Origin of the sequence: Streptomyces sp. NBC_00659 (assembly GCF_036226925.1) — a bacterium.
Classification (GTDB): domain Bacteria; phylum Actinomycetota; class Actinomycetes; order Streptomycetales; family Streptomycetaceae; genus Streptomyces.
In genome coordinates, this window is record NZ_CP109031.1 from 4,086,316 (window position 1) to 4,109,727 (window position 23,412).

The following is a 23,412-nucleotide window of genomic DNA, read 5'->3' on the forward strand; positions in this document are numbered from 1 at the left end:
GCGAAAGGGTGCCGGAGGAACTGGAATCAAAGGGTGCCGGAGGGGCTGAGTCCGTCAGCTCCTCCGGCCGGGTGTGCGGGATCTACTGGTCCGAGGAGAAGCGGAGCGTGGCTGCCGGGATCTGGGCGTCGCACCAGACGCGGACTCCCTCGCGGAGTTCGTTGTCGGGGCCGACGACCGCGCCGTCGCCGATGACCGTGCCGGTCAGGATGGTGCGTTCGCCGATGCGGGCGCCCGCGCCGACGAAGGAGCCGGTGACGACGGCGCCGGGCTCGACGACCGCGCCGGCCAGGACCGTGCTGCCGGTGATCCGGGCGCCCTCGCCGATGCGGGCGCCCTCGCCGACCACCGTGCCGCCGGTGAGCTTGGCGTCGGGGGCCACCGTGGCCGTGGGCAGGACCAGACGGTCGCCGCAGCGGCCGGGTACCGCCGGGGACGGAGCGCGCCCGAGCACCAGGTCGGCGGAGCCGCGGACGAAGGCCCCCGGGGTGCCGAGGTCCAGCCAGTAGGTGGAGTCCACCATGCCCTGGAGGTGGGCACCGGTGGCCAGGAGCTCCGGGAAGGTCTCGCGCTCGACCGAGACCGGGCGGCCCGCGGGGATCGTGTCGATGACCGAGCGGCGGAAGACGTACGCGCCCGCGTTGATCTGGTCGGTGACGATCTCCTCGGGGGTCTGCGGCTTCTCCAGGAAGGCCGTGACGCGCCCGGTGGCGTCGGTGGGGACCAGGCCGAACGCGCGCGGGTCCTCCACACGGGTGAGGTGCAGGGAGACCTCCGCGCCCGTCGTCTCGTGGGCCGCCACCAGCGCCGGGATGTCCAGGCCGGTGAGGATGTCGCCGTTGAAGATCAGGACCGGGTCGTCGGGGCCCGAGTGCAGCCGGGAGGCCACGTTGCGGATGGCGCCGCCGGTGCCCAGCGGCTCCTCCTCGGTGACGTACTCGATGTGGAGGCCCAGCGAGGAGCCGTCACCGAAGTACGGCTCGAAGACCTCGGCGAGGTAGGAGGTCGCCAGCACGATGTGCTCGACACCCGCAGCGCGCGCCCGCGCGAGCTGGTGCGTGAGGAAGGGGACCCCGGCCGCCGGGACCATCGGCTTGGGTGTGCGCACGGTGAGCGGACGCAGCCGGGTGCCTCTGCCGCCGACCAGGAGGATCGCTTCTGTCACCTGTCGTCTCTGCTTCCTGCCGGGACCGGCCGAACTGTCTTTCGGCCGGCCAGTGTATGCAGACCGTTCGATGGCGCCCTCGATGGCCGTGCGGTGTCCTTCGACGGGCCTCTGCCGTGACTTCAGGTGATCTCCCCCGGCGCGGCCCGGCCGGTCCGTCGCCGGCCGTGCCGCTCCGGGGAGCCGTGCGGCGGTCTAACGGCCCTGGTAGCGGGCCGCGGTCGTCCTGGCGGAGCCGAGCTTGCCGTAGAGAAGCCGTCCGGGGCACTCCGTGGCGAACCCGTCCCGATGGCCGGAGATCACATTCAGTCGTACGTTCTTTCCTTTTCGGTAGAGATTGCCACCGGCCGACTTCAGGTATGTCTTGCCACGCGGATTGGCTCCGTACAGACCGAGTTTCCATGCCGTCAGCCGGGAGATGGCCTTGAGCGCGGCGTCGGTCGGCTTCGTGGCGCCGAACGTGCCGATCACGGCGATCCCCATGCTGTTCGTGTTGAACCCGCGGGTGTGGGCGCCCATGACCGCCTTCGCGACGCCTCCCGCGCGGCCTTCGTAGATGTTGCCGCACTTGTCGACGAGGAAGTTGTAGCCGATGTCGCGCCAGCCGCTGCTCACCACGTGGTAGCGGTAGATACTGCGGATGATCGAAGGCACCTGCGAACAGCTGTACTTGTTGCCCGACGCCGTGTGGTGCACGAAGGCCGCCTTGACCGTCTTCGTGTAGAGGAAGCCGCGCTCGCGCAGATTCTCGTTCGCGCCCCAGCCGTGCCGCGTGATGATGCGGGGGCGCGGGCCGATGTACGGCGTCGTGCGCCGCTGGGCCGTGTGGTCGGAGAAGTACGTGCGCTCGGTCTCCTCGCGGGAGAGCGCGGGGACCACGCCGGCCTTCGCACCGCCGCCGTCCGTCACGCCCGGGTGCGCGCTCTTGGCGCGCAGGCCCGAGGGCACGCCCCCGGCCCGTCCGGCCGTCCGGGCGTCCCGGCTCGGGGGACCCCCGCCGGGATCGACCAGTTCGAGGCGCAGGCCGCCCGGCAGCGACGCGGCCGCGCGTCTGTCCTCGGGGCCGCCTCCGGCGTCGTCCTCCGGTTCCGAAGCCTCTCCGGCGTCCCACGCCGCCCGCGCCGCCCGTTCAGCCTCGACGCGGACTTCGACACCGTCCGAGTTCCCGACCCACAGGGGAGCGGTGGAGCCGTGCACCCGGCTCGACGCGCTCTCGGCGGTGTCCGGGTCGGCGGCGTGCTCGTCGTTGTGGGCCTCGACGTCCTGCCAGTCCGACCAGTCGCCGGTGCCGGCGGCCCGGGTACGCACCTGGACACGGCCGTTCAGCTCACTGCCCGGGTCGTCCCAGACGACGCCGACCAGGGAGAAGGGCCGTACGTTCCGGCGCGCGAGGCCCTGTGTCGGTGCGGCCGGGCCGAGAGACCGTTTGCGGCTGAGCGGGACGAGGGGCAGGGACTGGGTGCTGCCGGGGGCGGCGGCCTCCGATCTCAGCGTCGACGGCCCGGCCTTGGCCGGGGTGGCGGGCAGGGTCAGCGGAAGGGCGAGAGCGGCCGCACAGGTGACGCCGACCGAGGAAGCAAGGAATCCACGCATGCTCCTGATCCTGAACATAGTCATACATATCTGTCCATCGCGGAATTGACGGACCGTCGGACGCACTCCGCCGAACCGGTGGTGCGCGCGGCACGGGCCGCGCGGCGTCCCCGCGTACGCTTGCTCGCGTGAAAGCCACCGACCGCACCCCTGCCGACCTGCTGCGATCCGCGCTCTCCGAGGACCCCGCACGTCCTTTGGTGACCTTCTACGACGACGCGACGGGCGAACGGGTCGAATTGTCCGTGGCCACCTTCGCCAATTGGGTGGCCAAGACCGCCAACCTGCTCCAGGGCGAGATGTCCGCCGAGCCCGGCGAGCGGGTCGCGCTGCTGCTGCCCGCGCACTGGCAGACGGCGGTGTGGCTGCTCGCCTGTTCCTCGGTGGGCGTCGTCGCGGATCTCGGCGGTGACCCGGCGGCCGCCGACCACGTCGTCGCGGGCCCCGGCCGGTTCGACGCCGGGCTCGCCTGTTCCGGTGAGCGCGTCGCCCTGTCGCTCGCGCCGCTCGGCCGCCGCTTCCCGACGCCGCCCGCGGGATACGCCGACTACGCCGTCGAGGTCCCGAGCCAGGGCGACCGCTTCGCGCCGTACGCGCCCGTCGACCCGGAGGAGCGGGCCCTGATCGTCGCCGGGGCCGCGTACACGGGCGCGGAGGTCGTGGAGCAGGCCCGCGCCGACGCCCCGGGCCTGGATCTGACGGGCCCCGGTTCACGCATCCTGTCGGCACTCTCGTACGACACCTGGGAGGGCGTGGCCGCGGGCCTGTACGCGCCGCTGGCGACCGGCGGGTCCGTGGTGCTGTGCCGCAATCTCGACGGGCTGGACGACGACGCGCTCGCCCGGCGGATCGAGAGCGAGCGGGTGACCGCGACGGCCCGATAGGACGGGCCGACAGGGCGGGCCGGCACGAGGGGCCGTCAAGGGGTGTCCGTCTCCCGGCGCGGCTCTCGTGGGGTGGCGTCCGCGGCGGGGCGTCGCCCGTTCGGCCCATCATCGGCCCCCCTCACCCGCCGCGCCGGGACATGGTCGTAGGAACAGCCGGACCCGTTCGTACGCCATGAGGGGTGGTGGTCCCGACGTGACCGACACCGCGGGCACTCCCTCCGGAAGTCCGGAGGAGCAGGGGCGGGGAGCGTCGCCCACCGGGGCGGGGCGCCGGCGGCGGCGCTGGCTGCGCTGGACGGCGACCGGGGTGAGCGTGGTGGTCCTGGGCGCCGTGGCGGTCGGCTGGGCCGCGTACGAGAAGCTGAACGGGAACATCACGGCCGACAACGACACGGCGGCCGAACTCGCCCGGTACGAGAGGGAACGGCCCACCGCGCTCGTGCGCGACGCGCAGAACATCCTGCTGATCGGGTCCGACTCGCGCTCGGGGGTCGGCAACAAGAAGTACGGCCGCGACTCGGGGACGGAACGGTCCGACACCACGATCCTGCTCCACCTCGCGGCGAACCGGCGCAGCGCGACCGCCATGTCGCTGCCCCGCGACCTGATGGTGGACGTGCCGGGCTGCCGGCGCCCCGACGGGACCCGCACCGACCCCATGTTCGCGATGTTCAACTACGCCTTCGAGGTGGGCGGCTCCGCCTGCACGATCCGGACCGTCGAGAAGCTCACGAACATCCGCGTCGACCACCACATGGTGGTGGACTTCCACGGCTTCAAGGACATGGTCGACGCGGTGGACGGCGTCGAGGTGTGCCTGCGCGAGCCGATCGACGACAAGGCGGCGAAACTGAGACTGCCCGCGGGCAAGGTCGTCCTCGACGGCGAGCAGGCGCTCGGTTACGTGCGCGCCCGCAAGAGCATCGGCAACGGCAGCGACACCGACCGGATGGACCGCCAGCAGAAGTTCCTCGGCGCGCTGATCAGCAAGGTGCGCAGCGACGACGTCCTGCTCAACCCGGCGAAGCTGTATCCGGTGCTGGACGCGGCCACCTCGTCGCTGACCACCGACCCGGGGCTGGCGAGCCTGCGCGGCCTGTACGACCTCGTCCGCGGCCTGCGCGACATCCCCACGGACAGCATCCAGTTCCTGACCGTGCCCCGGACGTCCTATGTCCTCAACGCCAACCGTGATCAGCTCATGGAGCCCGCGGCGGCCCGGCTCTTCAAGCGGCTGCGCGCGGACAGGCCCGTCGTGGTCGCGAAGGAACCGCCGGCGCGACCCGCCCAGGGCCAGGCACCGCATTCCGTAAGCCTGTACGGAAACTCCTTGCGCGATTACGAAGAGGAGTCGAACGGCGACGGAATGTCGATGGCAATAGGGGTTGCCCGCCTCTCCGGCACACCCGATCCGACCCCGACTTTCCGAGGCAACACGGCGGCGCAGGACGCCTGCGGGTAAAGCGCACACCAAGGCGGGGAACAGCTGAGCTAAGAAGTCTCTGAAAATGGGGCGGATTGCCCGGTTGTAGGAACGTTGAATTCGTCACGGCCGTCGCTGGACGCTGAACTGGGCGGATAGTGTGAGCGATCCGGTGCACCCGGCCACGAGGTCCGTCCTGGCGGTCGCGCACTGCTTGACCGAGACCCGAGCGCCTTTTGAGGGGGAAAAGGGCGCCGCGTGGCCCCGACGGAGGATTCAGACAACCGTGGACGCGCAAGGCCGTGGGCGGGCGGACGACATCGACCCCGCAGACCAGTGGGTGCTCAACCCGAACACCGGTGAATACGAACTGCGACTGCCCCCTTCCGGAGCGCAATCGGGCGTGCCGCGACCGCGGAGGGGTTCACCCTCCGCGACGCGCACCCGAAGCGCGCCGGGACGGGACCGCGCGGCACCGGGCCGGGACCGTGACGCACCGGGACGGGACCGTGAGGAGCCCGGCCCCGACGTGCCGGGGCCGCGCCGTCGGCGCGGCGAGCCGCCTGAGCCCCTGCCGGGGCGCAGGCGCGGGCGCAACAGGCCGCCCAAGAAATCGAAGGCGAAGAAGATAGTGCTCTGGACCGGCGGCACCATGGCGCTGGTCCTGGTGGCTGTCTCGGGCGCCGCGTACGCCTACCTCAAGCACCTCGAGGGCAATGTCCAGACCGAGGACGTCGGCGGTTCCGCCAAGGACGGCTTCAGCAAGGACGAGGCCTTCAACATCCTCATCATCGGCACCGACAAGCGCACCGGATCCGGCAACGAGGGATACGGCGACAAGAACAGCGTCGGGCACGCGGACACGAACATCCTGCTGCACGTCTCCAAGGACCGGACGAACGCGACCGCGATGAGCATCCCGCGCGACCTGATCGTCGACATCCCCGAGTGCAGGTCGAAGCAGGAGGACGGCACCGAGAAGGTCATCGACCCCTCGGAGAACGTCCGCTTCAACACGAGCCTGGGCCAGGAGGGCCGGAACCCCGGCTGCACGATGGACACGGTCAAGGCGGTCACCGGCATCACGGTCGACCACTTCATGATGGCCGACTTCAACGCCGTCAAGACGCTGACCACCGCGGTCGGCGGTGTCGAGGTCTGTCTCGCCAAGGACGTCGACGACGACGACTCTCACCTCAAGCTCTCCGCCGGCAAGCACACCATCGAGGGCGAGCAGGCCCTCGCCTTCGTGCGCACCCGGCACAGCTTCGGCAACCAGGGCGACCTCGACCGCATCAAGGTGCAGCAGCAGTTCGTGGGCTCCCTGATGCGCAAGATGAGCTCCAGCGACACCCTCACCAGCCCGACCAAGCTGGTCAAGCTGGCCGAGGCCGCCACCAAGGCACTCACCGTCGACACCGGCATCGGCAGCGTCAGCACGCTCAAGGACATGGCCCTGGAGCTGAAGAAGGTGCCGCCGAAGAACATCACCTTCACCACGGTTCCGGTGATAGACAACCCGGCCGAGAAGGTGCACGCCACGGTTGTCCCCAACCCGAACACGGCCCCGGCGGTCTTCGACGCGATCAAGAACGACGTCTCCTTCAGCGCCGTGAAGCAGAAGGAGAAGAAGGAGAAGGCCGCGGTGGCCGCCCGCCTCAAGGGCTCCCGTTCCGCCGCCTCCGAGATCCGCGTCGACATCTACAACGGCGGCGCCGAATCCGGCTCCGCACAGGAAACTCTTAACTGGCTGCAGAATGATGAGGGCGTGCTCAAGTCCAGCCAGCTGGGCAACGCCGACACACCGCTGAGCAAGACGACCCTGGAGTACTCTCCCGACCAGGCCGACCAGGCACGCAAGCTGGCGGATCTCATGGGGCTGTCCGGCTCGGCGATGAAGCCCGGCAAGAGCGAGAAGAACTCACAGGGGCTGCCCGCGATCGTGCTGACCCTGGGCAAGGACTTCAAGGGCGCCGGCGTGCCTTTGACCGCTGCGACGAAGGCGCCGGACGTGGAGAAGTCCACGGCGGACAAAACGGTGTGCGCGAAGTGACCTAACGGGTCCGTCAGGCGTCCTACAGGGCGCGAGCGGCGTCCGGCCGGGCGTGGAAGCGTCCGGCTCGACGCCCGACGGACCCGTTTGTCAGGCGCAGGGTGGGGAGAGGCTGGGAGATGGCGCGAAGCAGTGTGCGCGGGGAGGGAGCACGACCACGTGTCCCGCAGGCCGGCGAACTGGGCTGGGACGACAGCATGTACGAGGAGGGCGGCGACTCCGTCCGGACGGCGGACGGCGTCGGCACCAAGACCGACGACGACGGCACCGGGCCGCCCGGCCCGCAGGGGCAGGATCCGCACGGCGGGGACGACGACGGACGGCACGGGACCACGGGCCGCCCCCGGCGCAGACGCCGAATACTGCGCTGGTCGGCGATGGTGCTGTCGGTCCTGATACTCGGCACCGCCGGCGCCGGCTATCTCTACTACCGGCACCTGAACAGCAACCTCAAGCAGGACGACCTGAACATCGGCGACGCGAAGGACCGCGCCGCGAGGTCGAAACCGAACGCGGCGGGCCAGACCCCGCTGAACATTCTCCTGATCGGTTCGGACGCCCGGAACTCCACCGAGAACCAGAAGCTCGGCGGCGCGAAGGACACCTTCGACACACCGGCCCGCGCGGACGTCCAGATGCTGCTGCACCTGTCCGCGGACCGCACCAGCATGTCGGTCGTGAGCATGCCGCGCGACACCCTGCTCGAAATACCCAACTGCACCGACCCGGAAACCGGCAAGACCTACGCCGCGAGCACGTCGCCGACGATGACGAACGACTCACTGGGCCGCGGCGGCCCCGGCTGCACGGTCGCGACCTGGGAGAAGCTGACCGACATCCACATCGACCACTTCATCATGGTCGACTTCGCGGGTGTGGTGTCGATGGCCGACGCGATCGGCGGCGTCCCCGTCTGTGTGGACGCCAACATCTACTCGCACACCTCCACCGGTCACGGCTCCGGACTCAAGCTCGAGAAGGGCACGACGTCCGTCAAGGGCAAGCAGGCCCTGCAGTGGCTGCGCACGCGGTACGGCTTCGAGGACGGCAGCGACATCGGCCGGACCAAGGCCCAGCACCAGTACATGAACTCGATGGTGCGCCAGCTCCGTGAGAACACCACGCTGAGCAACCCGGGCAAGCTGCGCGGCCTCGCGGAGACGGCCACCAGCGCGCTGACCGTCGACCAGGGCCTGGGCTCGGTCACCAAGCTCTACGACCTCAGCAAAGAGCTGAAGAAGGTCCCGACCAAGCGCATCACCATGACCACGATGCCGTGGGTGTACTCCAGCGACGGCAACCGGGTGCTGCCCAAGCCGACGGACGCGGACAAGGTCTGGCGGCTGCTGCGCGAGGACATCGCGCTGGACGGCAAGGACAAGAAGAAGACCGCGGAGAAGACCTCCTCGGATCCGGCCGCGGCGGACGAAAAGATCGCCGTGCAGGTGCAGAACGGCACCCGCACCAGCACGCTGGCCCCGGTGCCCGGACGCGCGAGCGCGGTGAGCGAGCTGCTCGTCGGCGAGGGATTCACGCAGGCGAAGGCCGACCCGTCGACGGTGACCACCGAGGCGGCCACGGTGATCCGCTACCCGAGCGCCGATCTGGAGGGTGACGCCCTGCGGCTCGCCAAAGCCCTCGGGATGTCGACCCACGCGGTGGAGAAGTCGGCGGACGTCTCCGGGGTCACGCTCGTCGTCGGCGCCGACTGGCGGGACGGCACGACGTACAAGGCACCCGAGGACGACGACTCGGCGCCCGAGTCCGCGAAGCTCGACAAGGGCTCGGACACCAAGGCCTGCATGCACGTCAACCCGGACTACACCTGGTCGTAGCACCGGCCGACGGTGAACGGCAGTTGGGCCCCTCTCGAAGTCGAGAGGGGCCCAACTCATGTCCGGTGGGAGGGACGGCGGCTCAGCGGGTCGCGCCGACGACCGCCGGCCGACGGGACGCGATGACCTTCTTCGCCAGGGACCTGGGGCTCGTCAGGAAGCCCCAGCCCCACGACATGTGCATCGTCGCGAGCGCCACGGGGATCTGGAGCCGGGCCTTGGCGGGCAGCCCCTTGCCCGCGGGCAGCGAGCCGAGCCCTATGGCGGCGAGATAGCCGGCCGGGACGATCAGGCCCCAGGGCGTCAGCACCGCGCCGACGACCAGGCCCGCCGCGATCGCGCAGACGGCGGTCGGCGGGGCGAGGTAGCGCAGGTTGATGGAGCCCTCGTGGTAGCGGGCGACGACGTGCCGCCAGCGGCCGTAGTCCTTGTACTGCTTGGCCAGCGCCTTGACGGACGGCCTCGGCCGGTACGAGACCTTCAGCTCGGGGGAGAACCAGATGAGGCCGCCGGCCTCACGGATCCGGAAGTTCAGCTCCCAGTCCTGGGCGCGGATGAACTCCTCGTTGTAACCGCCCTGCCGCTCCAGCGCCTCGCGCCGGAACACCCCGAGGTACACGGTCTCGGCCGGGGCCGCCTCGCCTCCCGTGTGGAAGGCCGCGTTGCCCACGCCGATCTTCGACGTCATGGCGGCGGCGACGGCGTGTTCCCAGTCGTTCTCGCCCTCGGCGTGCATGATGCCGCCGACGTTCTGCGCGCCGGTCTCCTCCAGGAGCCGTACGGCGGTGGCGATGTAGTTCGGGGACAGCATGCCGTGCCCGTCGACGCGCACGACGACGGGGTGCCGGGACGCCTTGATCGCGGCGTTCAGGGCCGCGGGCGTGCGCCCGGTCGGGTTCGGCACCGTGTGGACGCGCGGGTCCTCACGGACGAGTTCGGCCGCGATCTCGTCCGTCCGGTCCGTTGAGGGACCGATGGCGATCACGACCTCCATCTCGCCGTCGTACTCCTGCGCCAGGATCGCTTGGACGGCCCCGCGCAGATGCCGCTCCTCGTTGAGGACGGGCATGATCACAGAAACGGCGGGGGACCGCACGTCAGACTTCTCGCTCATCGGAGTTCACGTTACCGCGAACGGGGGACACGGTCGCGCGCCGCCCGGCGTAAGGACCGGGCCGCAGATCGTATGGGCCTACCGTGCACACGGATCCCCATGCCAGCGGAACGCGGCTCCGTCCGGCCCGCGGAACGCTTCCCTCCCCCGTCCAGCCTCGCGGAGGTGTCCCCCTTGCCCACGCCGCCCCGCTCCCCCGTCCGCCCTCAGCGCCCCCCGCAGCCGTCTCCCGCGCGGCGTCCCGTCCGGCGCTCCGACGGACGGCCCGTACGACCCGTACGGCGCAGGAGGCCACGCTGGGCCATGCGGGCGCTGACCACCGTCTCCGTGGTGGTCCTCGCCTCGGCGGGCATCGGACACGCGGTGCTGAGCAGCCTGGACGCGGACATCGCCCGGGTCGACCCGTTCAAGGACATGAAGAACCGGCCCGAGGGCGGCCACGGCATGAATCTGCTGATGGTCGGCACCGACGGCCGGGAGAAGATCGCCGAGGCGGAGCGGCGGAAGTACCGGCTCGGCGGCGCGCCCTGCCACTGCACCGACACGGTCATGATCGTGCACATCTCGGAGGACCGGGAGCGCGCCAGCATCGTCAGCCTGCCGCGCGACTCCTACGCCGAGGCGCCCGCGCACACCGACGAGGTCACCGGCAGACGGCACGCCCCCCACCCCCTCAAGCTGAACGCGGCGTACGCGGAGGGCGGCCCGACCCTGACCGTGCGGACCGTCGAGAACATGACCCACGTGAAGATCGACCACTATATGGAGGTCGACTTCACCAGCTTCATGAAGACCGTCGACGTACTCGGCGGCGTCCGTATCTGCACCGCGCAGCCGCTGAAGGACCGGTACACCGGCCTCGACCTGGCGGCCGGCCCGCATGTGCTGGGCGGCGGACAGGCCCTTCAGTACGTACGGTCCCGGCACACCGACGGCTCCTCCGACCTCGGCCGGATGAAGCGCCAGCAGCGCTTCCTGGCCTCTCTCGTCTCCCAGGCCACGTCGTCCGGGGTACTGCTGAACCCGATGAGGTTCCGGGACGTGACACGGGCGGTGCTGGGCTCGGTGCGGGCCGACAAGGGGTTCGGCACGGACGAGCTGCTGGACCTGGGCCGGGCGATGCGGAACTTCTCCCCGTCCTCGTCCGAGTTCACGACCGTGCCGATCGGACAGATGGCCTATGCCGTCAAGGGCATCGGCTCGACCCTGAAGTGGGACGAGCCGAAGGCGAGGAAGCTGTTCCAGGAACTGCGCGAGGACAAGCCGCTCGCGGCGCCCCGGGCGCCGCGGCCGAGGGCCGTCCCGGTCGCGGTGGCCCCGCAGCGGATCCGGGTCCAGATCGAGAACGGAACCTCCACGACGGGTCTCGGCAAGCGGGTCGACGGCGCGCTCGCCGCCACCGGCTTCCGCACGACGGGCCGTCCCACGACGGCCCACGACCCCACGGTCCGGCGCACCGTCGTCGCGTACGACCCCCGCTGGGACCGCTCGGCGAAATCCCTCGCGGCCGCGCTGCCCGGTGCCGAGCTGCGCGCGGTCCGCGGGCAGGGCCCGCTGTTGAAGGTGATCGCCGGTGCGGACTTCAAGCGGGTGACGCGGGTACGGGCCGACGATCCCGCTCAGGGCGAGTCCGGGGTGGTCACGGGAGACCAGGTGGTGTGTCCCTGACCCGGGACGCGTGATCCGAACGGCAGGCCCTACTCGTCGAGGCCTTCCGCCGCTCGCTTCTCGCGGAGTTCCATGATCGCGCGGCGGCGGGCCAGCCGGTGCGTGCGGCGGATCTGCGCCTCCTGGAAGCGGCGCTCGTCACGCTCGGTCTCGGTGATGACCGGTGGCACCCGGCGGGGCTTGCCGTCGCCGTCGACGGCGGCGAACACGAGATAGGCCGAACCGACCTGCTGAGGCGGGGTGGACTCGTTCCAGCGCTCGGCCAGGACCCGCACACCGACCTCCATCGAGGTCCGTCCGGTCCAGTTGACCTGGGCCTTCACATGGACCAGGTCACCCACGCGAACGGGTTCGAGGAAGGCCATCTCGTCCATCGAGGCGGTGACGGCGGGCCCGCCGGAGTGCCGCCCCGCCACGGCGCCCGCCGCGTCGTCGACGAGCTTCATGATCACGCCACCGTGCACCGACCCCAGAAGGTTCGTGTCGTTGTGGGTCATGATGTGGCTGAGGGTGGTGCGGGACGCGGAGGTCGGCTTGCCCGGGATGTCGTTTTCCGGGTTGGGGGCCTGGTCTGTCATGTCCTCCACCTTATGCCGGGCGCATGGCGGTCTCTTTGCATCAGGTCTGCAACAGGCGTGACCCAGATCTCCCTGCTCTCTTGTAAGGCGCCTGGTGGAGAGCGGCACACTGGTCGGCATGAATGATTGGCCCGACGGGTGGTCCGACGACAACCGCAGCAACCGCTACGGACGCGGCAGCGCAGGCGCACAGCCTGAGAGCGCCCGCGTCATGCGCCAGGTCCGCCGTGGGCCCGCCGCACCCGCACCGGGCCAGGGCGCGCCGCCGTACGGCGCAGGGGTGCCCCGGCAGCCCTCGTACGTCGACGGCCAGGGCCACGACGAGGGCCAGGGCCACGACAACGGGTACGACTCCGGCTACAACACCGGCCACGTGTACGGCAACGGGCCCGGCGGTCCGCAGGGCCCCGGCGGCGGTGACGCCTACCCCCGGCGCCCCGCGCCGAACTGGCGGCGCCGGATCAAGTGGACCGCGATCACGCTGGTCACCGCGCTGGTCGTGGTCTCCGTCGGAACGTACTTCTGGGCCGACTCCAAGCTCCACCGAGACGTGGATCTCTCCAAGGTCATAGACCGGCCGGAGACCGGCGAGGGAACGAACTATCTGATCGTCGGTTCCGACAGCCGCGCAGGCATGTCCGCCGAGGAGAAGAAGAAGCTGCACACCGGCTCCGCCGAGGGCAAGCGCACGGACTCGATGATGATCCTGCACACGGGCAGCAACGGCTCCACGCTGCTCTCGCTCCCGCGCGACTCGAACGTCACGATCCCGAAGTTCCAGGGGTCCGAGTCCGGCAAGATCAAGGGCCCGCTGGGCACGAACAAGCTGAACGCGGCCTATGCGTTCGACGGTCCCACCCTTCTGGTCAGGACCATCGAGTACAACACCGGCCTGCACATCGACCACTACGTGGAGATCGGCTTCGCCGGGTTCGCGGGCATCGTCGACGCGGTCGGCGGCGTCGAGATGACGCTCGACCAGGGCTTCAAGGACAAGTACTCCGGCGCCGACTTCAAGGCGGGCAAGCAGACGCTGAACGGCGAGCAGGCCCTCGCCTTCGTCCGTACCCGGCACGCCTTCGCCGCCTCGGACCTCCAGCGCACCAAGAACCAGCAGAAGTTCCTGGCCGCCCTGGCCCACCAGGTCGCTACCCCCTCGACGGTCCTGAACCCGTTCAAGCTCTACCCGACGATGGGTGCGGGCCTGGACTCGCTGGTCGTCGACAAGGACATGAGCCTGTGGGACCTGGCCGACATGTTCTGGGCCATGAAGGGCGTCACCAGCGGCGACGGCACGTCCATGAACATGCCGATCTCCGGTTCCAGCGGCGGCAACCTCGTCTGGGACAAGGCGAAGGTCAAGACACTGGTGGACGAGCTCAAGAACGACGAGAAGGTCACGGTGACAGGCAACTGACCCGTCACCGAACGGCGTTGACGGCGGCCTGACCCGTTCAGGACCGCCGCCGCCGTCGACCCGGCCCGGCATCGCACGAGGTCGCCGGTCCCCTTGACCCACCGACACCACCGCCTCGCGACGGTGACGGTGGGTCAATTGCGTAGAGAGCGCAGGGTGATACTGCCGCGGGTGCGCGGGCCGTCGAACTTCGAGCGGTCGACCACGGGCCTCGGGGCCGGTTCCGCGGCCATGAGACGGATGGTGTCGCGACCCGCGAGAGCGGTGCACCACTGGGCGAGGTGGGGGCGGGTGCCACGCGGACCCGACGCCTCCTCCCAGAGGTCACGGACCGCGTCGGCCCGCCGGTCGTCGAGCACGCCGGACAGCGGCTTCAGGGGCTTGCCGGGCGTCACGTACGCGTCCTGGCTCACGACACGGCCCACCACCAGAGCCGCCTTGTAGCGGTCGCTGTCCACCGTGGCGCTGCCGGCGGCGGCCAGCGGGTCGTGCCAGTCGGGGGTGTCCGCCTGTTCCAGGACCGGGGGCCGCCCGGCCATGCGGACGCCGTCGCAGTCCAGGAGATACGGGGCGGGTGCGGGCCGGACGGTCCACAGCACGTTCGCGTGGGACACGTCACCGACGACCAGCCCCAGGGTGTGCAGCCACCGGAAGAGCCCGAGGAAGGCGACGAGCAGCGCGAACCGCTCGGCCGGCGACGGCTGCGCGACGGCCTGCCAGGCCGCCTTCGGCGGCCGGAGCAGATAGGACAGGTCGGTCAGCCGGGTCTCGCCGCGCGAGGTCGGCCAGGTCATGGAGTCCGGCGCCCGGCGCATCAGGAAGCCGGTCGCCCTGCCGCCGTCCATGACCCGGCACTGCGGCCACGCCGTCTCCCGGTCCAGGCGCTCCCGGTCGGCCGGGGCGAGCCCCTGGCGCAGGGCCACGAGCGCCGCCAGCCGACCGGCGTCGACCTTCCCCGGCTCGCGATAGCTCTTGTACAGCAGCCGGCCGGGACCGACGACGTCGTACACCTCGCCCTGGCCGCCGTCGCCGACGCGCACGCCGAGGGTGAGCGAGCCGAGCGTCACGTCGGCGCCGTCGTCGGTGCTCACGGCCCGGCCTCCCACAGGACGACGGCGGTGCGGTCGTCGTCGTACGACTTCACCCGGTACTGGAGCTGCCACAGGAAGTCGGCCGGTGCCGGCGCGGTCCCCCGGCCCCATCCGGACCTCAGGAAGTCCCGCATCCCCGCGTCACCGGCGAGCGGTGTGGACAGGCCGTCCGTGCACAGCACGAGGACGTCACCGGGCAGGGCCGGGGCGAGGAGCAGGGCGCGGGCGCGGTGCGCGTGCGGCAGGGCGGCGGTGCGGGTGTCGATCATTCCGTCGCCGTCGTGCTCGGGGTCCGTGAGGGACAGGTTCCACTCCCCGGCGCGCAGCAGCGCCGTGCCGCCGTCACCGACGGCCAGGAAGCCGCGGGCGCGCACCCGGGGATCGAGCGGGACGAGCAGGGCGCGCAGGGTGGTGGCGTACGCGGCGGGGTCGTCGCCGTGTTCGCGGGCGCGGTGCGCGAGCAGGGTCGCGACCCGGCCCACGGCGGTGTCCACCAGTGCGGCGAACCCCGGCCGGTCGCCCGCGCGCACGGTTTCCGCGAGCTCCGCGGACACGGCGTCCAGCTCCATCGCGGCCAGCCGGCAGGCCTCCTGGGAGCCGACGTGCGAGCGGGCCGCCGATCCCACGCCGTCCGCCACCGCGAGCAGCAGCAGCCCGTCCGGGCCGGGGACCCCGAGGCGCACCACGGCCAGGGAGTCCTGGCGCGGCTCGCCCTGATAGCGGTGCGAGTCGCCGCGCACCGACGCCGCCCGCACGGTCAGAGGGCCGTATCCGGCGCCGTCCACCACCGTGTCGGGCGTCAGCGCCGCGGTCGGGTCCTCCCGGACCGAGGGAATCTCGCGGGGCTCCGGGGCGTACAGCGGGGGCTTGGGGCCGGAGTGGAACGGCGCGCCGAGCACCGGGACGGATCCGGTCCGCGCGCCGGGCCCGTCGGCCGTCGGCGAGGGCCCCGGGGCCGGCCCGTAGGACAGGGGGGTCGGCCCGGCGGGCTGCGCCGTGGACGTCCCGGGCACCGCGGCGGGCGCCCCGGGCTCCGGCTGGTCGTTGAAGAACAGGTCGACGCTCTGCCAGGTCTCGTCCAGCGGGTCGGGCTCCCGCGCGTCCGGCCAGCTGAACTCCGCCCGCCGCAGGTCGTGCTGACACCCCTCCGGATGTCCCGGGTCCGGATGTCCCGGGTCCGGCTGCCACGCTTCGGGCTGACGCAGGTCGGGATGGCGCGTGTCGGGCTCGCGCAGATCGGGCTCGCGCAGGTCGGGCCTGTGCGTGTCGGGATGCCGCGGGCCCGTCCGGGACCGTCCGGCGGCGTTCATGTCGTTCTCCATCGGTGCGACCTCACAGCTTGTCGAGAGAGACGATGGAGAAGCCGGGCACGGTGTCGTCCACGGCCAGGGTGAATCCGTTGCCGCCGTTCGCGGCGATGCCCTCGGCGGACCGGACGATCGACCGGGTGAGGCTGGAGGCGAACTCGCGCAGCGCCTGCGCCGGTGACACCGAGGAGTCCTTCTGCATGAACGCCCGGAAGTTCGCGACCTGGGCGATCGTCGACTCCTGTGCCTCACCGATGCCGAAGGCGATGATCTTCGGGCAGAACCGTGACTGGGTGACCTCCTTGTACGCCTGGTCCCAGTCCGGGTCGGTGGGAATGCCGTCCGAGAGGAAGAAGACCACGGGGCGGTACACCTCGTGGCCCTCCGCCTTCAGTCCCGCCACATCGGCCTCGACACAGCGCAGCAGGGTGCGGAAGGCGTCGCCGTACGAGGTGAGCCCGCCCGCGGCGAGCGCGGGGACCGAGTCGATGCCGCTGAGGTCGGCGAGCGGCTGGAGCACGGTGGCGGTGTCGGAGAAGCCGATCAGGCAGAAGCGCGTCTTGTCGGCGACGGTCGGGTTGGTGCTGATCTCGTGGTGCAGGTCCGGGAGCGCGCCGTTGATGGCGTCGATCGGCTCGCCGATCATCGACCCGGACTCGTCGCAGAGCAGGTAGAAGGGCAGGATCTGCAAGGTCTCGTACCTCCGGGTCAGTACGTGTAGAAGTAGATCTCGATGTCGGCGTGGCCCGGGGAGGCTCCGCCCTTCCAGAAGTCGCGGGTGGTGGCGGCGCGGAACATGTCCGGACGGGCCCTCTCCAGCAGGGCGTTGACCTCGTGGGCGTAGCGGCCTCCCGCGCCCGGGTCGGTGTGGCGTCCGAAGGTCAGCACGAAGGCGGCCTGCCGTCCCCGGTAGCGCGAGGTCGCGCTACGCAGTGCCCGCACGATGCCCTCGCCGTCGCCGGCCTGCGCGTCGACGGCCACCCTGACCGGTGTGCGGACCACCGCCCTCGGTCCGGTGTGCCGGGCCTTCTTCCCTGCGGCGGCGGACGCGGGGGCGGGGCGCTTGTCGGCGGCCTGCGGGTCGCCCCGGTCCCCCATGGCCACCAGGGCGAGAACGAGGAGCATGTCCGCGAACAGCCAGCCCGCCATGTGCAGCGGCTGGAACCTTCCCCCGCGCCTCATCGGGCCTCGGTCAGGGACGTGGGAGGCGACTGCGGGGGCTCACGACGGGGATCGGGGTGCCGGGGGCCCGGCCGGCCCGGGTCACCGGCGGGAGGGCCGGCCCGGTCGGCAGGACCGTCGGCCCGGTCGGCCTTATCGGTCTTGTCCGCCCACCCGGCCCAGCCCCCTCGGCCGCCCCGGTCCTCTCGGCCGCCCCCGTCCGCCCGCTCCGGAGAGCCGGCGGGCACCTGACGGTCCGCCCGCAACTCGGCCACCAGCCGGGCGAACTCGTCGGCGACTGCCCGCAACGCGCCGCTCTGGGCGTTCAGTTCGCGCACCGCGTGCTGGGACTCCTCGACCGCGAGGGCCGTACCCTCCGCCACCTCGCCGAACCGGCCCAGGAGTTGGGCCGAGATGTCCGACGTCACCTCGATGCCGGTGGTGTAGGCCCGCTGGGACGCGGCCAGCACGGTGACGGAGTCCTCGACGCGGTCACCGGCGCCCTGCACGGCGAGCCGCACCTCACCGCTCGCGTCGCGGACGTCGTCGAGCGCCTTGCGGACCTGCGCTCCGCCCTCGCTGACGGCGGCCTCGACGCGACCCACCGCGATCTCCAGGGGCTTGACGGAGGTGTCGACCCCGGCCAGCCTGCGTTCGGCGCCCTGCACCGCGTCGCCGACGGCCGAGGCAGCCGACGTCAGGTCCTTCTGGACCCGGACCGCCTTGTCGCCCAGCCGCTTGAGCGTCGCGGCGGCCTCGGTGAGCTCGGCGGCGAAGCGCTGCGGGGAACTCGACCGCTGCCTGTTCAGCACGAGCTGGGCGCGGGTCAGCGCCGGGACGAGCGCCGCCATCAGCTCCTCGCGGCCGCGGTCGGCGTCCTCCTCCCGGCGGGCGACGGCGGACCGCCGCAGACCGTGCACGAGCACCAGCGCGAAGAGCAGCGCGATGGCGACGGTGGCGCTCATCGCCACATGGCCGAACGTGAAGGCGCCGGTGAGGTGCCCCTCGAAACCGGACTGCCACAGCTGGAGGAAGGGCCGGGAGGCGGCCCTCGGATCCGCTCCCGTCAGCGCCCCGTACGCGCTCGACGCCCGGGTCAGTCCGAACCAGGTGAGCATCAGCGGCACGAAGACCAGCGCGCCCAGCACGCCCTCGGCGTAGGACCAGAGCGGGTGGTCCCCGCCCCGCGCACCGGCCGCCCGGAGGCTCTCGGGGCGGGCGTAGGCGGTGAGGAGATCGAGTTCGGACCACGGGTCCAGTTCGTGGGCGTCCTGCTTCCGAAGTGCCGCCGCGAGCGCGGTCAGTTCTTCCTTCCGGGTGCCGAGCGCCGGCCGCTCCGCGAGTTCCTCGATGCTCTGCGCGATCACATGACGGTCCATCAGGGCGCCTGACGGCATGCCCACCCCCACAACACGACGGACGCGGGGGCGCGTTGACGGCGCCGTGGATCCCCACCCGTGTCATGTGCCGCCGCACCCCCGCCGGTTCACACGCACCAGACGCGCGACCGAGGCCACAGAGAGTACTCCAACGGACACGCTCCGCGCATAAACTCGCGACACCCGCCACTCTCCCGGACGGCGGCGCGAGGGGGAAAAGTTGAGCAACGACGAACGTCCACGGGCGACCATCCGCCTGAGGCCCGCGCCCGGCGCCCGGCCCGGAACCGGCACGCAGCGCGCGGCCCCCGCGGCCCGTGAAGCGCCGCGGCTTCCCGCCACGCGGGCCGAGACGATGCTGACCAGGTCGACGCCGCAGGCCCGCATCACGGGACGCGGAGTCCTTCAGGTGAACCTCAACCGGCCGCCGGGGACCGGGGCCGACCTCGACCTCGGCTGCATGGCCGCGTTCACGGACGGCACCTGCGCGGCCGTACAGCCGCTGGGGAACACCTTCGGCTCGCTGACGCGGTGGCCGTACATGGAACTCGACCAGGACGACCGTACCGGGGCGTCCTCGGACGGGGAGACGGTCCGGGTGGACCTGGAGCGGCGCGAACTCTTCCGGCAGCTGCTCTTCCACGTCTACGTGTACAGCGGCGCCGTGGATTTCCGGAGCCTGGGCGCCACGGCCACCGTGACCGCCCCGTCCGGCGGCTTCCGTATCGCCCTCGACGACTCCCCCGAGGGCGCTACGGGCTGCGCCATCGCCCTGGCCACACCCGCCGAGGGCGGCCTCACGGTGAGCCGCGAGGTCCGCTGGTTCACCGGCACCCTCCGGCGCTCGGTCCAGGAGCAGATGGACAGCGCCTACGGGTTCGGCCTGACCTGGGTCCGTATGCGGAAGGACTGACCCGACCCGACCGGACCCGACCCCCGGAAACGCGAAAGGTGAGAGGCACACCGGGTGCCTCTCACCTCTGCCGCCCCTCGGCGATCACCGATCACCGATCAGCAATCCGCGATCCGCGATCCGCGATCCGGTGCCGACGGGGGCTTACTACGGCAGGTTCCTCGCCATGACGATCCGCTGGACCTGGTTCGTGCCTTCATAAATCTGCGTGATCTTCGCGTCGCGCATCATGCGCTCGACCGGGTAGTCGCGGGTGTAGCCGTAGCCGCCGAGGAGCTGGACGGCGTCCGTGGTGACCTCCATGGCGACGTCCGAGGCGAAGCACTTGGCGGCGGCGCCCTGGAAGGTGAGGTCCTTGTCGCCGCGCTCCGACTTGGCGGCGGCCGCGTACGTGAGCTGGCGGGCGGCCTCGATCTTCATGGCCATGTCCGCGAGCATGAACTGGACGCCCTGGAAGTCGGCGATCGGCTTGCCGAACTGCTTGCGCTCCTTGACGTAGCCCTTGGCGTAGTCGAGGGCACCCTGGGCGACACCGAGGGCCTGGGCCGCGATGGTGACGCGGGTGTGGTCCAGGGTCTTCATGGCGGTCGCGAAGCCGGTGCCCTCCTCGCCGATCATGCGGTCGGCGGGAATGCGCACGTTGTCGAGGTAGACCTCTCGGGTCGGGCTGCCCTTGATGCCGAGCTTGCGCTCCGGGGCGCCGAAGGAGACACCCTCGTCGGACTTCTCGACGACGAACGCGCTGATGCCCTTGGAACGCTTCGTCGGGTCGGTCACCGCCATGACCGTGTAGTACTCGGAGACGCCCGCGTTGGTGATCCAGCGCTTCACGCCGTTCAGGACCCAGAAGTCGCCGTCGCGGACGGCCCGCGTCTTCATGCCGGCCGCGTCCGAACCGGCGTCCGGCTCGGAGAGGCAGTACGAGAACATCCCGTCGCCCTTGGCGAGCGGGCTCATGTACTTCTTCTTCAGTTCCTCGGAGCCGGAGAGGATCACCGGCAGCGAGCCCAGCTTGTTCACCGCGGGGATCAGGGAGGAGGACACGCAGACGCGGGCCACCTCCTCGATCACGATGACCGTCGCGAGGGCGTCGGCGCCCGCGCCGCCGTACTCCTCGGGGACGTGCACGGCGTGCAGGTCGTTGGCTACCAGGGCGTCCAGCGCCTCCTGCGGGAAGCGGGCTTCCTCGTCCACAGCGGCGGCGTACGGCGCGATTTTCGCCTCGGCCAGCGCGCGGATCGCGTCCCGGAGCATGTCGTGCTCCTCGGACGGGCGGTACAGGTCGAAATCAGCCGATCCGGCCAAGGTCTCTCACGCTCCAAAAGGTGCTGTGCTGGCGGCGCTAACTACCGTTAAGTAACACAAATTTTAAGGGTCTGCCCGCAAGACGGATACGTGACCTTGGCGACAGGGGTAAAACCGCCGGTGAAAGCGCTCCCCGAAGCCCCGACTATGCTCAGGCGCGCACCTACGCGCCGCACACCTCAGGAGCATCCATGGCCCTCAAGATCACCGTGATCGGCACCGGCTACCTCGGCGCCACCCACGCCGCGGCCATGGCCGAGCTCGGCTTCGAGGTCCTCGGGCTCGATGTGGTGCCGGAGAAGATCGAGATGCTCCAGCGGGGCGAGGTCCCGATGTTCGAGCCCGGTCTCGAGGAGCTGCTGCGCAAGCACGTGGCCGGGATCGAGGGCTCCACGGGCCGGCTCCGCTTCACCATGGACTGGGCCGAGGTCGGCGCCTTCGGCGACGTCCACTTCGTGTGCGTGAACACGCCCCAGAAGCACGGCGAGTACGCCTGCGACATGTCGTACGTCGACGCGGCCTTCGAGTCGCTGGCCCCGCATCTGCACGGTCCCGCGCTCGTCGTCGGCAAGTCCACCGTGCCGGTCGGCTCGGCGGAGCGGCTGGCCGCACGGCTCGCCGAGCTCGCACCCGCGGGCGAGAGCGCCGAGCTGGCCTGGAACCCGGAGTTCCTGCGCGAGGGCTTCGCCGTGAACGACACGCTGCACCCCGACCGGATCGTGGTGGGCGTGCGCGGCGAGCGCTCCGAGAAGCTGCTGCGCGAGGTCTACGTGACGCCGGTCGCCGAGGGCACGCCGTTCGTCGTGACCGACTTCCCCACCGCCGAGCTGGTGAAGACGTCCGCGAACTCCTTCCTCGCCACCAAGATCTCCTTCATCAACGCGATGGCCGAGGTCTGCGAGGCCGCCGGCGGCGATGTCGCCAAGCTGGCCGAGGCGATAGGACACGACGAGCGGATCGGGAAGAAGTTCCTGCGGGCCGGGATCGGCTTCGGCGGCGGCTGTCTGCCCAAGGACATCCGCGCCTTCATGGCGCGCGCCGGCGAGCTGGGCGCCGACCAGGCGCTGACCTTCCTGCGCGAGATCGACTCCATCAACATGCGGCGCCGCGGGCAGATGGTGGAGATGGCCCGGGACGCGCTCGGTGGCGGTTCGTTCCTCGGCAAGCGGGTCGCCGTGCTCGGCGCCACCTTCAAGCCGGACTCGGACGACGTGCGCGACTCCCCGGCGCTGAACGTCGCCGGGCAGATACACCTCCAGGGCGGCCAGGTCACCGTGTACGACCCGAAGGGCATGGAGAACGCCAAGCGGCTGTTCCCGACGCTCGGGTACGCCCGCTCCGCCGTGGAGGCCGTACGGGGTGCCGATGTCGTGCTGCACCTGACGGAGTGGCGCGAGTTCCGCGAGCTGGACCCGGCCGTACTGGGCGAGGCGGCGACGTCCCGGGTGCTGCTGGACGGGCGGAACGCGCTGGACCCGGAGACGTGGCGCCGGGCCGGCTGGACGTACCGGGCGATGGGGCGGCCCACCGCCTGAGCCCCTGACGGGGGCGGACGCCGCTCGGGGCGCGGGTTCCGGCTCCGGGCCGGCTCCCAGGCCCCGGGTCCGGGCTCTGGGTCCGGGCTCCGGGCGGGACCAAGGCCGGACAGGCTCCAGGTCCGGGCTCCGGGCAGGGCGAAGGCCGGGGGCCGTGGCGCAGGAGACCGGGCAGTGCCGGGCAAGGGCCCGGGGCCGTGACGCGGCATGCCGGTCCGCGCAGGACGCCGGTCCGGCCGAGGCTCAGTCGGCCGGACCGGCGCCGGTTGCATTCTGCACCACTTCGCTGTGCGGTGACCGGAGACCGCCGGACTGCGTCCGGCTCCCGGCCCCGCCGCCCGCAGGATCTCCGGCGGCCGCGGGCCGCTTGGCGCGGTAGCGGCGCATCTTGGCGCGCGCCCCGCACACCGCCATCGAGCACCAGCGGCCACGGCCCGCGGGCGAGCGGTCGAAGTACACCCAATGGCAGGTCGGGGCCTCACAGGCCTTCAGTCGTGGCCAGGTGCCCTCGATCAGCGACTCGGCGATCGCGGCGGCGACACGGTGGGCCAGGGGCGCCTGGGCGGCCGGGCCGGGGGCCGGGGAGGTGGAGGTTCCCCCGGCGGCGGGGACCAGGCGCGCGGCGCCTCCGTCCTCGTCCAGCGTCACCACCAGGGGCGCGCGGGCGAGGAGCTCCCCGAGCGGGGTCACTCTCCGGTGTGCCGGATGCCCCGCGTGCGCCAGGCACACCACCCGCAGCGACTCGCGCAGCTCGCGGGCCCCCGCCGCCTCGTCCGCCGCGAGGCCGAAGCGCGCCAGCCCCTCGGGCGTGTCCAGGGAGTCGGCGCCCGACTCGATGTCCAGGGTGTTCACCAGGGTCTGGACCAGGGCCAGACCGCCGGGCGCGGACGCTCGGTCATTCATGCTTGCGACGTTACCTCCTGTGCGGGAGCATGGAGTAACCGTTACCCCTTGAGCAGGTTCACGGGTAACCCGTCGGTGCTGCTGG

19 protein-coding genes are annotated in these 23,412 nt (G+C 71.4%); 8 read left to right on the top strand and 11 right to left on the bottom strand.

All coding sequences use genetic code 11. From position 1 onward, the window contains the following. Window positions 1–82: 82 nt before the first annotated feature. The gene (locus OG410_RS17580) at window positions 83–1,165 is read right to left on the bottom strand and encodes an NDP-sugar synthase (RefSeq protein WP_329300036.1); all 1,083 of its coding nucleotides are present in this window, start codon (window positions 1,163–1,165) and stop codon (window positions 83–85) included. Between the two features lie 195 nt (window positions 1,166–1,360). Beyond that, on the bottom strand, window positions 1,361–2,758 hold the full coding sequence (locus OG410_RS17585; protein WP_329300037.1) for a peptidoglycan recognition protein family protein: 1,398 nt from the start codon (window positions 2,756–2,758) through the stop codon (window positions 1,361–1,363). A 128-nt stretch (window positions 2,759–2,886) separates the two neighbouring features. Between OG410_RS17585 and OG410_RS17590 the strand changes: the two genes are divergently transcribed. The 4 genes from OG410_RS17590 (at window position 2,887) to OG410_RS17605 (ending at window position 8,956) form a co-directional block, all read left to right on the top strand. Continuing rightward, window positions 2,887–3,642 (top strand): TIGR03089 family protein, encoded by a 756-nt coding sequence (locus OG410_RS17590; protein WP_329300038.1) that lies wholly within the window; start codon window positions 2,887–2,889, stop codon window positions 3,640–3,642. Window positions 3,643–3,838: 196 nt separating this feature from the next. Continuing rightward, window positions 3,839–5,107 (top strand): LCP family protein, encoded by a 1,269-nt coding sequence (locus tag OG410_RS17595; RefSeq protein ID WP_443063763.1) that lies wholly within the window; start codon window positions 3,839–3,841, stop codon window positions 5,105–5,107. Between the two features lie 247 nt (window positions 5,108–5,354). Next, on the top strand, window positions 5,355–7,121 hold the full coding sequence (locus OG410_RS17600) for an LCP family protein (protein ID WP_329300040.1): 1,767 nt from the start codon (window positions 5,355–5,357) through the stop codon (window positions 7,119–7,121). Between the two features lie 119 nt (window positions 7,122–7,240). After that, window positions 7,241–8,956 (top strand): LCP family protein, encoded by a 1,716-nt coding sequence (locus OG410_RS17605; RefSeq protein WP_329300041.1) that lies wholly within the window; start codon window positions 7,241–7,243, stop codon window positions 8,954–8,956. An 82-nt stretch (window positions 8,957–9,038) separates the two neighbouring features. Here the strand turns inward: OG410_RS17605 and OG410_RS17610 are convergent, their stop codons facing one another. After that, entirely contained in the window at window positions 9,039–10,070 is a 1,032-nt protein-coding gene (locus OG410_RS17610) for a glycosyltransferase family 2 protein (RefSeq protein ID WP_329300042.1), read from the bottom strand. Window positions 10,071–10,244: 174 nt separating this feature from the next. On the opposite strand from OG410_RS17610, the gene OG410_RS17615 reads away from it, so the two are divergent. Further along, complete coding sequence (locus tag OG410_RS17615) at window positions 10,245–11,738, top strand: LCP family protein (RefSeq protein WP_443063764.1); 1,494 nt, start codon at window positions 10,245–10,247, stop codon at window positions 11,736–11,738. 29 nt (window positions 11,739–11,767) lie between these two features. On the opposite strand, the gene OG410_RS17620 is transcribed toward OG410_RS17615, so the two are convergent. Next, on the bottom strand, window positions 11,768–12,316 hold the full coding sequence (locus OG410_RS17620) for an acyl-CoA thioesterase (protein ID WP_326787373.1): 549 nt from the start codon (window positions 12,314–12,316) through the stop codon (window positions 11,768–11,770). A gap of 118 nt (window positions 12,317–12,434) precedes the next feature. Between OG410_RS17620 and OG410_RS17625 the strand changes: the two genes are divergently transcribed. Next, window positions 12,435–13,733 (top strand): LCP family protein, encoded by a 1,299-nt coding sequence (locus OG410_RS17625; protein WP_329300045.1) that lies wholly within the window; start codon window positions 12,435–12,437, stop codon window positions 13,731–13,733. Window positions 13,734–13,867: 134 nt separating this feature from the next. Here OG410_RS17625 and OG410_RS17630 read toward each other — a convergent pair whose 3' ends face one another. Genes OG410_RS17630 through OG410_RS17650 form a run of 5 tightly spaced genes read right to left on the bottom strand, consistent with a single transcriptional unit; the run spans window position 13,868 to window position 18,689 of the window. Further along, window positions 13,868–14,824 (bottom strand): hypothetical protein, encoded by a 957-nt coding sequence (locus OG410_RS17630; protein ID WP_329300047.1) that lies wholly within the window; start codon window positions 14,822–14,824, stop codon window positions 13,868–13,870. Then, the gene (locus OG410_RS17635; protein WP_329300048.1) at window positions 14,821–16,146 is read right to left on the bottom strand and encodes a PP2C family serine/threonine-protein phosphatase; all 1,326 of its coding nucleotides are present in this window, start codon (window positions 16,144–16,146) and stop codon (window positions 14,821–14,823) included. The genes OG410_RS17630 and OG410_RS17635 overlap by 4 nt, the downstream gene beginning before the upstream one ends. A 10-nt stretch (window positions 16,147–16,156) precedes the next feature. After that, on the bottom strand, window positions 16,157–16,822 hold the full coding sequence (locus tag OG410_RS17640) for a vWA domain-containing protein (protein ID WP_329300049.1): 666 nt from the start codon (window positions 16,820–16,822) through the stop codon (window positions 16,157–16,159). 17 nt (window positions 16,823–16,839) lie between these two features. Further along, window positions 16,840–17,313 (bottom strand): hypothetical protein, encoded by a 474-nt coding sequence (locus tag OG410_RS17645; protein ID WP_329300050.1) that lies wholly within the window; start codon window positions 17,311–17,313, stop codon window positions 16,840–16,842. Next, entirely contained in the window at window positions 17,310–18,689 is a 1,380-nt protein-coding gene (locus tag OG410_RS17650; protein ID WP_329300051.1) for a methyl-accepting chemotaxis protein, read from the bottom strand. Before OG410_RS17650 ends, OG410_RS17645 begins: the two co-directional genes overlap by 4 nt. A gap of 202 nt (window positions 18,690–18,891) precedes the next feature. On the opposite strand from OG410_RS17650, the gene OG410_RS17655 reads away from it, so the two are divergent. Continuing rightward, window positions 18,892–19,584: a tellurium resistance protein gene (locus OG410_RS17655; RefSeq protein WP_329300052.1), complete on the top strand. Its 693-nt coding sequence runs from the start codon at window positions 18,892–18,894 to the stop codon at window positions 19,582–19,584. 147 nt (window positions 19,585–19,731) lie between these two features. Here the strand turns inward: OG410_RS17655 and OG410_RS17660 are convergent, their stop codons facing one another. After that, a complete protein-coding gene (locus tag OG410_RS17660) occupies window positions 19,732–20,889 on the bottom strand; it encodes an acyl-CoA dehydrogenase (RefSeq protein ID WP_329300053.1) in 1,158 nt (385 codons plus the stop codon). 191 nt (window positions 20,890–21,080) lie between these two features. On the opposite strand from OG410_RS17660, the gene OG410_RS17665 reads away from it, so the two are divergent. After that, a complete protein-coding gene (locus OG410_RS17665; RefSeq protein ID WP_329300054.1) occupies window positions 21,081–22,424 on the top strand; it encodes a UDP-glucose dehydrogenase family protein in 1,344 nt (447 codons plus the stop codon). Between the two features lie 243 nt (window positions 22,425–22,667). On the opposite strand, the gene OG410_RS17670 is transcribed toward OG410_RS17665, so the two are convergent. Next, window positions 22,668–23,327, bottom strand: a complete 660-nt coding sequence (locus OG410_RS17670) for a CGNR zinc finger domain-containing protein (RefSeq protein WP_329300055.1) — start codon at window positions 23,325–23,327, stop codon at window positions 22,668–22,670. Window positions 23,328–23,412 lie beyond the last annotated feature (85 nt).